Below are 13052 nucleotides of genomic sequence, written 5' to 3'. Positions count from 1 at the left end.
AACATCATGAGCGTTGAGTATCGGTTAAGGTGCAAATAATTGACTTGATTTTCCCGGATGGTAAGATAGGGTCAAAGATAGAAAAGAGGGAGGGATGAAAATGGCTAAGTGGAATAGACTGCTACTGATTACAGCAAGTATTGGACTGCTCGCAGCCTGCGGAAATGGTGATGGAGAAACCGTAGACGATAGTGGCGAGGTAGTGGAACCTGCTGAAGAAACAGAAGAAGATGCAGACATGGATATGGATGACGACGGTGATGAGGCTGAATAGTGTATTGTTCTCATACAGAATCAACAGTCCAATTCTATGCTTGATAAGGCAAGAGAGACCGGAGTAGCTTATGCCTGCTCGTGTTTTCATGTCAGTCCGCTTTCTGACACCATATTCCTGAAAAAATAATGGAGATGCATGTGATTTTTGAAATAAGTCTACTTAACAGACTAGGACACATACCGTGTGCTAGTCTGTATTTATTAGTTATGCATGAGTAAACACTAAAAAAATTCTATCTAATGTTTTGTTGACTATTTCACAATATTGCTTTATAGTATATTCATAGTGATGAGACGGGGAAGAACTGTCCGAGTATTGCATTCTCTCCTTCTTCTCCGTTTTATTATTAGGAAAAAATTACATTTCCATCATGAAAGGTAAGGGATACTTATGGACTTTTTGAAAAAGAAATTGGCAGCTGGCGCTGCAGTTATAGCACTTGGGGGTTTCTTGGCAGCTTGTGACACAGATGATGACGCAGCTGAAGACATGGAAGTTGTTGAAGAAGGCGAAGAGGAAGAAGCGAATGGCGATGAGGAAGTAGTTACTGCCGCGTCTATTACTGCTGACCCGGATGAAGTCGTTGCTTCACTAAGCACAGACGGAAACTGGATCACAGCAATCACAGACGACGTTGATATCAGCGATGACGTGACGGTTGCCGGTACATTCCACAACCGTGGCGACGAAGATGATGATGTCTACCGTAAACTGGCTCTTTATGACCAAGACGATGACCGTAATGTTACGGAAGAGTGGACACTGACTGTTGGAACCATGACTGTTGAGTCACCAAACTTCCGTATCGAGGAAGGAACACTTGACGGCGATATCTACGTTGATGCTGAAGGATTCGAGCTTTACAATGCAACAGTAACGGGTAATGTTACATTTGCATCAGAAGATTTGATGGACTCAGCTGCAATGGACGAAGGTACGGTTGAAGGAGAAGTAAGCGTAGACGAATAAGTTCAGGCTTGCCTAGACTAGATATTTGCGGCCCTCGGACAAGGGAGAGAACAGCAAATTCACAAGCACATATGAAATCAGACAGCTGTTTTGCGCATTGGCGTAGGCAGCTGTCTTTTTAACGTTGCAGCAAATCAGATAAAAGAGTATTCAAACAAAAATCTAGGCTTATCGATGTATTATGTTTATAAAGTGTACAAGGATTACATTGAAAAGCATGTTTTGAATCTAAAATTTAGGGTATACTAGGGTTGGAAGCGAATTCGTCAAAGAGGATATTAAATAAGGAGGTGTGCCCATTGCATCGAAAAAATCGGATTTTTGAATTTGTTCAAGAGGCCAGCTCAACGTTTACGGCGAAAGAAATCGAAATGGGCATAGGAATCACTACAGCTGAGGTTGCGGAAAAGCTGGACATCCTCAGAAGTAACGTATCTAAAGATTTGAATCAGCTGGTACGTGAAGGCAAACTTAAGAAGCTAGAGGGACGGCCCGTACGCTTTGTCCCTATTGAAAAGATTCGGCACCGTCCATTGTCTGGACACGTCCCTAGCTATAAGGAATCTGAAAAAAAACAAAAGAGTGTCACAGAAGAGGCACTCAGCTACTCGGTAAAAGGACAGCAAGACATCTTTCAATCTATTATAGGGGCCAATGGGAGCATGCGAAATGCAGTTGATCAGGCTAAAGCAGCTGTTTTATACCCGCCCAGAGGACTGAATACGCTGATAACCGGACCGACCGGCTCTGGGAAGTCCTTTTTTGCTCATGCCATGTTCCAGTTCGCCCAGTCCAATAAACTGATAGCAGAGGATAAGGAACTGACTGTCTTTAATTGTGCTGACTATGCCAATAATCCCGAACTGCTGATGAGTTATCTGTTCGGTTATGCGAAAGGTGCGTTTACTGGAGCAGCCAATGAAAAAGAAGGACTGATTCAGCAAGCTGACGGAAGCATGCTGTTTTTGGATGAAGTCCATCGCTTGCCTCCGGAAGGACAGGAAATGATTTTTTATTTCATGGATACAGGCAAGTACAGCCGGCTGGGAGAAACAGGGAAGAACCGGGAGGCCAGTATCCGGATTGTCTGTGCGACGACAGAGGATCCTAAGTCTACTTTCCTGGACACTTTTATGCGCCGAATACCCATTAATATCCATATGCCCTCATTTAAGGAGCGGCCAATTAGGGAACAGCTGGATCTGCTGAAGCTGCTTACTGGCCTTGAAGCCAACCGTATTCAGAGGAAAATCACGATGACTGAAGATGTCGTCAAAGGGCTGCTGAGTAGTGTCGGATACGGGAATGTGGGTCAGCTCAAATCAACAATCCAGCTGGTCTGCGCCAGAGGTTTTATGAATCAGCTGAATAAAGATGAAATCACCTTGTCCATCAAAGATATGCCCGATACCATACAAAACCACCTGGTTGGTCTGTCATCCAACCGACATCACCAAGCTGAGCTGTCCAGCTATCTGGAAGCTAAAATGACAGTCAGTCCAAATGAACCATTTTACAAGATGGAAATGGACTCCTACGAGTTGCCCTATAATATATATGATATCATTGGAGACAAGGCAGCACTGCTGGAAGCGGAAGGTCTGGATCAGGAAACAATCCATCAATATATTTCCACAGACATCAATGTTCATTTGAAATCTTTTTACAGAAATCATGGTTTTTCTCTCCATACAGAATCTAAACTGGCAGATGTTGTCAACAAGGAGGTGATCAGCTTTGCCCACGACATGGTGCAGCTCATCGGGGATGAGCTGGGGGGTGGTTTCAAGCAGAGTTTTATATATGCCATCAGCCTCCATATCAGCTCACTGCTCAGTAAAATTGCCAGCGGGGAAGAGCGGAAAATGCATGACCGGATTCGTGAAATGGCAGTGGAACATGAAGCAGAGCTGGCTGTATCCGCTAGCATTAAGGAGAAGATTGCTTCGTTTTTCCAGGTAAGTATACCCGAAAATGAGATTTACTACCTGACCGTTTTACTCGTATCTTTGCGGGAGGATCAGGAAAGTGGGCAAATTAAAGTGGTGATTGCTGCCCACGGAAACTCTACTGCTAGCAGTATGGCCCAGGTAGCGGAAGAACTGCTGGATGCAGGCAGCGTCAGCGCAGTGGATATGCCGCTTGATATGTCTCCTGCGATAGCCTATGAACGCGTCAGGCAAGCAGTGGTTGAGAGCAACCAGGGGAGTGGTGTTCTGCTGCTGGTCGATATGGGTTCCCTAGCAACATTCGGCTCTTCAATTGAGCAAGAGACCGGCATACCGGTCCGTTCTATTGATATGGTTTCCACACCGATGGTCCTTGAAGCAGTCAGAAAAGCATCTCTTGTGGACACAGATCTCGAACTGCTTCATGACACACTGTTAAAGTTTTCAGGTTATTCTACTGAAAGAGCCCGAAAGAAATGGCCAAGCAGCCTCAAGAAAGCCAAACCCCCTGTGATTTTAGCGATTTGTGCCAGTGGCGAAGGAACGGCTAGAAAAATCAAAGAGCTGATTGAAAAAACACTCAAGCAGACTCGCCAAGGGGCAATTGAAGTGAAAACCAGCTCTGTAGCAGAGCTGGATGAAAAAATAGCAGAATGGGAAAAAGATTATACTATTATTGCTACAACAGGAATACTGGATCCCAAACTGTCAGCGCCTTACATTCCACTGGACAAATTTATTGAAGGAGAACCAAGAGTGCTGTTTGAAGAAATCATTCACGGGGCTAGCATGTATTCGGCCCAAGCTGTTTTGGATGAGGAGAGTGCCAAAGAAATAACTTACGATTTTCTGGAAGAACAGTATACTTTCCTGAATCCCAAAAAAGTGTTTACGCCACTGTGGAATTTTGTGCTGGACTGTGCCCGATTGAGAGCAGCTGAATCAGCAGACTATGCTTTTCATGTTAACCTCATGCTGCACATGGGGGGGCTAATTGAGCGGCTTGTTCATGGAGAGACTGTGGATTCAGATCCTCAGACGGCCTTCGTCTTGTCTGAGGAAGATTTCAGAAGTTTCAGAAGAGCATTAGCAAATCTGGAAAAAAGCCTGGCAGTGAATATCCCTCGAAAAGAATACCCCTATATATACTATTATATCGACAACACAGATGGAAAAATCGACAGTATTGATACCCTGATGGAACAATAAAGGGCGACACACTAAAGACACACTAAATTAGTGTGTCTTTTTTTGTGTGTTGGACAAAGCGTTTATTTGATAGGCTTTTTCAAGCTTTATAGTTGGCACACTTCTTGCTTATATAAAGTAGGAGGGCAGAAACAGGCAGTGTATTTGTCCGACAGTTTGAAAAGGGGGGAGGGACAAACATAGGTGGAAGCAGGTATGGATATCCGGCTGGTCCGGATCGATGACCGGCTCATCCACGGTCAGGTAGCGACAACTTGGGCTAAATCAACAGGAATTGAACGGATTATCGTAGTGAGTGACCAGGCAGCAGGAGATCCGCTGCAAAAACTGCTGTTAAGCCAGGCAGCACCACCTGAAATCAAGGCTCACGTGATTACGGTTTCCAAGATGATTGACATCGCAACGCATCCACTGTTGAACAAAGTGAAGGTGATGCTTTTGTTCACCAATCCTAAAGATGTTAAATGCTGTTATCAACATGGAATGTATTTCAGCAAAGTCAATATTGGAGGAATGAAGTTTACTGAAGGTAAACAGATGGTCACGCATTCGATTTCAGTTAATCAAGACGACATTGATGCCTTTGTCTGGCTGGCCGGCCAGGGTATCGAGCTGGAAATCAGAAAAGTCCCCGGTGATCGCAGGCAGTCCTTGATGGATGTGCTAAAAAAAGGGGATTTTGTGTCATAAGTCAGTAATTAAGCGGCTTGGCCGTAAGTAATAGGAGGGAATTAAATGGTAGGAATTATACTGGCAAGCCATGGCGAGTTTGCCGAAGGTATCCTGCAGTCGGGAGAAATGATTGTAGGTGAACAGGAAAATGTCAAAGCGGTAACACTTCTTCCAAGTGAAGGGCCGGATGACATCAGAAAAAAAATGGAAAAAGCCATTGCTTCATTCGACACAGATGAAATACTCTTTCTGGTCGACTTATGGGGAGGAACGCCCTTCAATCAGGCAAACACACTCTTCGAAGACAAAAAAGACAAATGGGCAATCGTTGCAGGACTCAATCTACCTATGCTGATTGAGGCATTTACCGCACGCTTTTCTAAAGATAAAGCCCACGATGTGGCGGAGTCACTGATTGAAGTAGCTAAGGATAGTGTTAAGGTCAGACCTGAAAGCCTGCAGCCGGCGGAAGCCAAAGCAACGGTTTCTGACGAGCCAAATAAGCCCTTGCCTAAAGGGACAGTTGTTGGAGACGGAAAAATCGATATCCGTCTGGCCAGAGTAGATTCCAGACTGCTGCATGGTCAGGTAGCAACAGCCTGGTCTAAAGACGTCAATCCGAACCGGATCATTGTGGTTTCTGATGATGTGGCAAAAGATGAGCTGAGAAAATCACTGATTACACAGGCGGCTCCACCAGGAGTCAAGGCAAATGTTATTCCAATCGATAAAATGATTGAAATTTGGAGCGATCCGCGCTTTGGTAAAACTCGGGCACTGCTTCTTTTCGAAAATCCGACCGATGCCTGGAGAGTGATTGAAGGCGGAGTGGAGATAGAGGAAGTCAATGTCGGCTCAATGGCACACTCAGAAGGAAAAGTCATGATTAATAACGTCCTGTCCGTAGACGAAAAAGATGTGGAAGCATTTAGAAAAATGAAGGAACATGGGGTTAAGTTCGACGTGAGAAAAGTTCCGGCTGATCAGCGCAAAGACATGTGGAATCTGCTGAAGAAAACGGAATACGTACGTTAAGATAATTATCAAGGAGGGAAAAAGATGGATATCATAGCAATTATACTGATTTTATTTGTGGCTTTCTTAGCTGGAATGGAAGGTATCCTGGACCAGTTCCAGTTCCACCAGCCTATCGTGGCCTGTACACTGATTGGCCTGGTGACCGGTAATCCAACGGAAGGGCTGATGCTTGGAGGCACGCTTCAGCTGATCGCTTTAGGATGGATGAATATCGGTGCAGCTGTTGCACCGGATGCCGCACTGGCTTCGGTCGCTTCGGCTATTCTGGTGACCTATCACGGAGCAGGTGTTTCTGAAGGCATTACGCTGGCGATTCCATTGGCAATTGCCGGACAAGTACTGACAATATTCGTTCGAACATTGACTGTAGGGATTGCACACGGAGCTGATCGAAAGGCGGCTGAAGGGTCTTTCAGAGCTGTAGAATTTTATCACTTAGGGGCCTTAGTTATTCAAGGTCTGCGTATCGCCATTCCAGCGGCTATTGTACTGGCTGTACCACCAGAAGTGGTGACCAACAGCTTAAATGCCATTCCAGGCTGGTTGACGGGTGGACTGGCTGTTGCCGGTGGGATGATCGTAGCTGTTGGTTATGCCATGGTTATTAATATGATGGCGACGGCTAAACTCTGGCTGTTCTTTGCACTTGGTTTTGCGCTGTCAGCTGTTGGAGACTTGAACCTGATTGCAATGGGTATCATTGGAGTCGTGCTGGCTCTGCTTTATCTGCAGTTTGCACCTGAGTTCAATCAGGGCGGTGGAGGCGGCGGCAGCTCTTCAAGTGATCCACTGGACGATATTCTAGACGACTATTAAAAAAGGAGCGTTGATTCAACATGGCTGAAGAAAAATTTAAATTAACAAAAAAAGATCGACTGCACGTGTTCTGGAGAAGCCAGTTCCTTCAGGCTTCCTGGAATTTTGAGCGTATGCAGAATATCGGCTGGGCGTACGCAATGATTCCAGCACTGAAGAAAATGTACTCATCCAAAGAAGAACGTGCATCAGCATTGAAACGTCACCTGGAATTTTTCAATACACACCCTTACCTGGCTGCACCGGTATTCGGTGTAACTCTGACGCTAGAAGAACAGCGAGCATCTGGTGAAGAAATCGACAATGCAGCAATTCAGGGTGTCAAGATTGGTATGATGGGTCCACTAGCAGGTGTCGGTGATCCAATTTTTTGGGGCACACTTAGACCAGTACTAGGTGCTTTTGCTGCGTCTCTGGCTCTGACTGGAAGCTGGCTGGGACCACTGATTTTCTTCTTTGGCTGGAACATTATCCGCATGGCCTTCTTGTGGTACTCTCAGGAACTGGGATATGTACAGGGCGGAAATATTACACAAAACCTGGCTGGCGGTCTGATGCAGAAGCTGACACAGGGAGCCTCAGTATTGGGGATGTTTGTTCTAGGGGTACTCGTACCTCGGTGGACCAATATGCATTTCCCGATGGTCCTCAGTGAGGTCGATGTTCCGTCTGATGAAGTAATTAATTTTGGAACGATTGCTGAAGCAGCTAATGAAGGAGTACTTTCTGGAGATATGCTGCGGAATGTGGTCGGACAGATTCAGTCCGGTATGAGCATTGAACCAGTAGAAGTGACCACGCTTCAGAATACGCTGGATGAACTGATTCCCGGAATCGCTCCGCTTCTTCTGACTTTGGCTTGCGTGTGGCTTCTGCGCAAAAAAGTCAGCCCGATTACTCTTATTTTTGCACTATTTGTACTGGGAACACTGGGTTATGTTCTGGGTATTCTGGGATAAAAGACAAAAGGGTCACGCCCGCTTGGGTGTGACCATTTTTTTGTCGTTCAGGCTGTCGTTCTCAGGCCCTTTGTAAGCAAACACTGCACCATTTGTTATTCCTTACGCTGTGTAGAAGGAGGAATGGCCAACCGACTGCGGTACTTGGCAACGCCTCTGCGAGATAAAGTCATTCCTTTTGCATTCAGTAGATCTGACAATAACTGGTCAGAGTAGGGCTTTTGCTTGTCCTCATTTTCAACTAATTGTATCAACGCCTTGTCTAGTTCGTCTGAAGAACGCCCGTCAGCTGAACGTCTGGAGAGAAAGCTTTTCAACTCAAATGTCCCAGCTGGTGTTCTTATATATGTTTCTCTTACCGCCCGGCTGACAGTTGAGACATCCAGCTGGAGCTTCTGTGCCAAATCATTAAGCTGTAGAGGCAGCAGACTACGCTGACTGTCTGAAAAGAAAGGGCGTTGATGTTCAACAATGGCTATCCCTACGGCCAGTATTGTTTCTCCACGCTTGACCAGGCCAGCCTGGAGCGCTTCGCATTCACGTTTTTTCTCCCTAATATACTGCTGAACTTCCGGATCTTCCTGCCGTTTCAGTTCTTGGTAGTATTCGGTGTTAAAGGAAAGCAGAGGAGTTTTATATCGTGTTTCCTTCACGCTCAGCTCCCCGTTATTAAACTGGACACCCAGTTCGGGTAGAATAAAAGGAGTATAGGGCGGCTGAAATACTTCTGCAGGTGAAGGGTTCAGAGTCTGAACAAAAGAGAAGACCTCTTTGACTTCATCTACTGTCAGATCATATTTATCCCCCAGGACTTGCCACTTTTTGTCTGTCAGCAGGTCAAAGGATTCTTCCAGAATGATGTAAGCAGTGGGAGGAGACAGGTCATGTCGCTCGGTCTGAAGCAGCAGACATTCCTGCAGGGACCGGGCTCCAATACCGGGAGGATCGAGCTGCTGAAGAAGAACCAAAGCGTCCAGTAGTTCAACAGCTGTAGCTCCTGTTTCTTCAGTAGCCTCGTCTATTGTAACGGTGACATAGCCTCTGTGGTCAAGCTGGTTAATCCACCAGAAAATCAGCTCCCTGAGATAGGTCGGCCTGTAAAGCATTTCAATCTGCTCTTTAAGCGTGTCGAAGAGTGAAGGTTTCTGAACAGCGGTCTGTTCAATGACAGAATCACTGTCCTTGAGGGCATGCTGTATTAGGCGCTGTTCAGATTCAGGCATATCGATGAGCGGATTGCTGAGGATCAGATTGTTTAAATAGGCAGACAGCTCCACACGATTAAGCTGGAGCAGCTGAATGTTTTGAACGAGGTTGGGCAGATAAGCTTGTCTCTGGTTTTGAGACAAATGGGCTTGTTGATTATATTTCAACGTCATGCACTCCTTTTTATTGACAGTTTACCATAAACAACTGTTATTTGATGTATGCGAAGGATCTTGTGCTATACTTAAAGCATTCTAAAACTACGGGGGTAGAAAGATGACATTTGAGTCCTATACTTACGAAAGACCGGAGTATGATAAATACAAGACCGACTTTCTAAAGCAAGTAAAATTGATTGAAGAAGGAGAGAGTTTGAGTACAGTTCAGGAAGCTATCGATGAAGTGTCCAGACTGCAGGCTACTTTGGATACGATGGCTACACTGGCGTCGATCCGCTATTCAATAAACACAAAAAATACGTTTTATGAAAAAGAGGACGAATACTGGAATCAGTATTCTCCATATTATCAGGAGCTTAGTACGACATACTATAAAGCAATCATGGCTTCGCCCTATCTGGAAGATCTGAAGAAAGAGTATTCGGGTACTTTTTTCCAGAATATGCAGTTTGAATTGGATGCTTTTGATTCCAAGGTAATCGGTTTACTTCAGAAAGAAAATCAGCTGAGCAGCGACTATCAGAAACTGATTGCTTCAGCTGAGGTCGACTATGACGGGAAAAAATTGACGCTGTCACAGTTTGGACCGTACTTGGAAGCAATCGATCGTTCTGTCAGACAATCTGCTTCGAATGCTCAGTGGGGATTTTTTGAGACGAATGAAGGCAAGCTGGATAGCCTGTACGACGAGTTGGTCAAGACCAGACATGAAATCGCTCTTAAACTGGGCTATAAAGATTTTGTTGAACTGGGTTATGTTCGAATGAAGCGTTTTGACTATGACCGTGAGATGGTCGATATATATCGGAAGCAGGTGCTGGACTACGTGGTGCCGGTAACTCAAAAGCTGGCGAAAAGGCAAGCCGTCCGAATCGGTATTGATGAAATGAAGCACTACGATACAGCCCTCCAGTTCGCTGACGGCAATCCGACACCTCAAGGAGATCCGGATTATATTATTGAAAACGGCCGTCAGATGTACCATGAGCTCAGTGAAGAAACAGCTGAATTCATTGATTTTCTGTTTGACCGTAGATTGATTGATCTTCTCTCCAAGGACGGAAAGGCAAGTGGTGGCTACTGTACGTACCTTCCGGATTACCAGGCACCCTTTATCTTTGCGAATTTCAATGGAACTTCAGGAGACATTGATGTGCTAACTCATGAAGCCGGGCACGCTTTTCAGGTGTACCAGTCGCGTTGGATCAAGCAACCGGAAATTGTCTTTCCGACTTTTGAAACGTGCGAAATCCATTCTATGAGTATGGAGTTCTTTACCTATCCATGGATGAATCTTTTTTTCAAAGAACAAACTGAAAAGTACAAGTTCGATCATTTGAGTGCAGCGGTCCGCTTCCTGCCATATGGTGTGCTGGTCGATCACTTCCAGCATGAAGTTTACGAGAAACCGGATATGACCCCGGATGAAAGAAAGGCTGTCTGGCGTTCACTTGAAAAACAGTACCTTCCAGAAAGAGATTTCGCTGAGAATGAATTTCTGGATAAAGGGACCTACTGGTACAGGCAGGGACATATTTTTGAAATGCCATTCTATTATATCGACTACACACTGGCTCAAATTTGCGCGCTTCAGTTCTGGCAAAGAGCTATTGCTGATCAGGATCAGACAGCCTGGAATGACTATCTGGCTATCTGTAGAGCCGGGGGTACTCAAAGCTTCCTTGAAACGGTAGAAACGGCTGGTCTGCGCTCACCTTTTGAACAGGGATCGCTGGAAGAAGTAATCGAAGCGATTGATCAGACACTGGACGCTGTAGACGATCAGGCACTCTGATTCTGTACCGTCAAACACATGAGCAACCAGATCTTATGGTAAATATAAAAGCAGCCGGTAAAGTTCCTCTGGGGAACCATTACTGGCTGCTTTTTATGATGAATACAGTTCTAGGCATCAACTCTAAGGATACGGACAAAGGCCTAAAAGCCGCTTAGACGGCTTGCAGTAATTACAGGTCAAGTTGATCAAACTGACTGGATAGTTTCTTTACATTCAGCTTTGTGGTATCCAGCTGTGTGTTCAGTTCTTTGATTTCCTGTTCAAGATGGTCCAGAAGCTCCTTCGCTTCTTTCAGATGGGACTGGCTATCAGTTTTATCTGAACATTGAAAACCATGAAGCATCCAGGGGGAGGGAAGATCAAAAGGATGATCAGCCGGCAAATCAGCTGCTTCTTCTTCGGTTAGGTCTATCCATACTTTTGAGGAGGTTCCCCGTCGCAGCCGTTCTTCAAAAACTGAAGAAATGGTGTCAAACAAGCCCGCCTGACTGGTCAGGTCAAACCAGGGGTAAACCACATGCAAGTATGCCTCACCTTTTTCTTCTTCCCACATAAACACAACTCTGGTTTCTTGAGGGTTGACATAGCAATGCATTTCCATGAGTTTACGATCAGAAAACATAGCTGGTGAAGCCGGGAAAGGATAGTAGGCTTCATAAGGGAAGACTTGTTTGCCAAAGGATGGATTAAGGTAAGTCTCTTCAAGCCATTTTTTTTTATTGTCCAACTCAGTGATTTCCTGCCAGAGAGGCTGACCGTCAAGAAGAGGGCCAAGCGTCTCTGCCTGAGCCGCATACAAGGTGAGCTGATGGGGCATATTCAGTTTCTGGAGCACCTTCTGGGCAGGGATATTGTGCTGTTCTGTATTGGCGCCGATCCAGGTTACTCCACTTTCCTCACGGGCGGCATCTAGAATATACTTTGTGATGATTGTACCATAACCTTGCTTGCGGTAGCGGGCGTCACTACGGAGACGTCCGAGCATGGCAAACTCACCGCAGAAAATAGTATAGCCGGCTACAGCCACCAGGATGTCCTCTTCAAACATGCCGTATAAGCGATTATTTTCACTGACCAGACGTTCAAAGACTCGGAGCATATAATCCTGCTCTAATCCGGTTTCCATCTGTTCGTATAAAGAATAGTCGTCAAGTGTCAGTTGTCTAAAAGATAAAGTCAATGGTCGTCCTCCTCGAATGTTTTTAGCGCTCCAATCCGAAAGCTCACAGGTCGATAACCTTGCTTTTGATACATCAGGGGATGAGTATCCTCAGCATCAGCAGCCAGAATAACCTCTTTGCCGGAGTGAACGGCATGAGCCATAACCCATGACTGAAGCGTACGGGCGACTCCGCTTTTCCGGTGTGTTGGGGCTGTAAAGAGATCATCGATTTCTACTGTAGAGTCTCCGTCAATCATTATACAGGAACCCGCCGGAGTCCCCTCTTTTTCTGCCATTAGTAGAGTGATATGAGGCTTTTGTATTATCTGCTGATAAAACAACTGCTTCATGTTGGCAAAACGCTCGGATACTAGTGAATCTTCTATACGGTTAAGCTCAATGAATGAGCGAAAGCTGCTTTTATCTACGCTTCTGACCGTAATGGCCGGATCAGCTTTGGCTATGAACAGAGAAGGATCGATGGTGTAAAGTTCAAGTTTCTCCAGCTTGTAACGCTCTTCGTCCAGGTGCGTTAGCGTGTCGGAAAGGATTCCTTGATTCTCAGGCCAGACGATTTTTATATGGGTTAACTTCTGTTCCAGAGCAAAGTTCCAGACAATATCCTCAATCAGTTTAAATTCCTTCTGAGTGGGTGTATATAGAAGTTCGCAGTAGTTAGAGTCATAGCGGAGCGGACTTTGACTATTCACATAAAGCCTAAAAAAATCATTTTCCTCAAGCAAGCTGCTGTAGTTACATAGATGATGGAAAGTGGTCACTAAAGGCGTCTCCTTTCTTTTCTTTAACAGGATAGCAAA

General features: G+C 45.3%; 11 protein-coding genes. 8 read left to right on the top strand and 3 right to left on the bottom strand.

Translation table 11 applies throughout. The annotated features are described in order from the left end of the window. Window positions 1-100 precede the first annotated feature (100 nt). From ADIAL_RS11390 to ADIAL_RS06505, 7 genes are all read left to right on the top strand, one after another. Complete coding sequence (locus ADIAL_RS11390) at window positions 101-274, top strand: hypothetical protein (protein WP_155849193.1); 174 nt, start codon at window positions 101-103, stop codon at window positions 272-274. Between the two features lie 393 nt (window positions 275-667). Continuing rightward, a complete protein-coding gene (locus ADIAL_RS06530) occupies window positions 668-1246 on the top strand; it encodes a hypothetical protein (RefSeq protein ID WP_034301577.1) in 579 nt (192 codons plus the stop codon). 299 nt (window positions 1247-1545) lie between these two features. Then, on the top strand, window positions 1546-4404 hold the full coding sequence (locus ADIAL_RS06525; RefSeq protein ID WP_034301563.1) for a sigma-54-dependent transcriptional regulator: 2859 nt from the start codon (window positions 1546-1548) through the stop codon (window positions 4402-4404). 195 nt (window positions 4405-4599) lie between these two features. Continuing rightward, the gene (locus ADIAL_RS06520) at window positions 4600-5094 is read left to right on the top strand and encodes a PTS system mannose/fructose/N-acetylgalactosamine-transporter subunit IIB (RefSeq protein ID WP_034301732.1); all 495 of its coding nucleotides are present in this window, start codon (window positions 4600-4602) and stop codon (window positions 5092-5094) included. Window positions 5095-5139: 45 nt separating this feature from the next. After that, a complete protein-coding gene (locus ADIAL_RS06515; protein ID WP_034301560.1) occupies window positions 5140-6111 on the top strand; it encodes a mannose/fructose/sorbose PTS transporter subunit IIB in 972 nt (323 codons plus the stop codon). Window positions 6112-6135: 24 nt separating this feature from the next. Next, on the top strand, window positions 6136-6930 hold the full coding sequence (locus ADIAL_RS06510) for a PTS mannose/fructose/sorbose transporter subunit IIC (protein ID WP_034301557.1): 795 nt from the start codon (window positions 6136-6138) through the stop codon (window positions 6928-6930). A gap of 20 nt (window positions 6931-6950) precedes the next feature. Next, window positions 6951-7889, top strand: coding sequence for a PTS system mannose/fructose/sorbose family transporter subunit IID (locus ADIAL_RS06505; protein WP_034301554.1), 939 nt, complete (start codon window positions 6951-6953; stop codon window positions 7887-7889). 95 nt (window positions 7890-7984) lie between these two features. On the opposite strand, the gene rpoN is transcribed toward ADIAL_RS06505, so the two are convergent. Next, a complete protein-coding gene (rpoN, locus tag ADIAL_RS06500; RefSeq protein ID WP_051503775.1) occupies window positions 7985-9262 on the bottom strand; it encodes an RNA polymerase factor sigma-54 in 1278 nt (425 codons plus the stop codon). Window positions 9263-9371: 109 nt separating this feature from the next. Here rpoN and ADIAL_RS06495 point away from each other — a divergent pair, with 109 nt between their 5' ends. Next, a complete protein-coding gene (locus tag ADIAL_RS06495; RefSeq protein ID WP_034301546.1) occupies window positions 9372-11069 on the top strand; it encodes a M3 family oligoendopeptidase in 1698 nt (565 codons plus the stop codon). Between the two features lie 172 nt (window positions 11070-11241). Here ADIAL_RS06495 and ADIAL_RS06490 read toward each other — a convergent pair whose 3' ends face one another. Both ADIAL_RS06490 and ADIAL_RS11085 read right to left on the bottom strand, forming a co-directional pair. After that, on the bottom strand, window positions 11242-12252 hold the full coding sequence (locus ADIAL_RS06490) for a GNAT family N-acetyltransferase (protein ID WP_051503774.1): 1011 nt from the start codon (window positions 12250-12252) through the stop codon (window positions 11242-11244). Then, entirely contained in the window at window positions 12249-13013 is a 765-nt protein-coding gene (locus tag ADIAL_RS11085) for a GNAT family N-acetyltransferase (protein WP_051503773.1), read from the bottom strand. Before ADIAL_RS11085 ends, ADIAL_RS06490 begins: the two co-directional genes overlap by 4 nt. Window positions 13014-13052: the final 39 nt, after the last annotated feature.

Source organism: Alkalibacterium sp. AK22, assembly GCF_000585255.1.
GTDB lineage: Bacteria > Bacillota > Bacilli > Lactobacillales > Carnobacteriaceae_A > Alkalibacterium.
Note: the sequence above shows the minus strand (reverse complement) of the source record. Positions and strands in the feature narration are given on the sequence as shown.

Excerpts from the sequence above, each read along its gene's own strand:
- ADIAL_RS06515 (WP_034301560.1), top strand. The coding sequence starts at position 5,140 with ATGGTAGGAATTATACTGGCAAGCCATGGCGAGTTTGCCGAAGGTATC.
- ADIAL_RS06520 (WP_034301732.1), top strand. The coding sequence starts at position 4,600 with ATGGATATCCGGCTGGTCCGGATCGATGACCGGCTCATCCACGGTCAG.
- ADIAL_RS06510 (WP_034301557.1), top strand. The coding sequence starts at position 6,136 with ATGGATATCATAGCAATTATACTGATTTTATTTGTGGCTTTCTTAGCT.
- ADIAL_RS11390 (WP_155849193.1), top strand. The coding sequence starts at position 101 with ATGGCTAAGTGGAATAGACTGCTACTGATTACAGCAAGTATTGGACTG.
- ADIAL_RS06495 (WP_034301546.1), top strand. The coding sequence starts at position 9,372 with ATGACATTTGAGTCCTATACTTACGAAAGACCGGAGTATGATAAATAC.
- ADIAL_RS06530 (WP_034301577.1), top strand. The coding sequence starts at position 668 with ATGGACTTTTTGAAAAAGAAATTGGCAGCTGGCGCTGCAGTTATAGCA.
- ADIAL_RS06505 (WP_034301554.1), top strand. The coding sequence starts at position 6,951 with ATGGCTGAAGAAAAATTTAAATTAACAAAAAAAGATCGACTGCACGTG.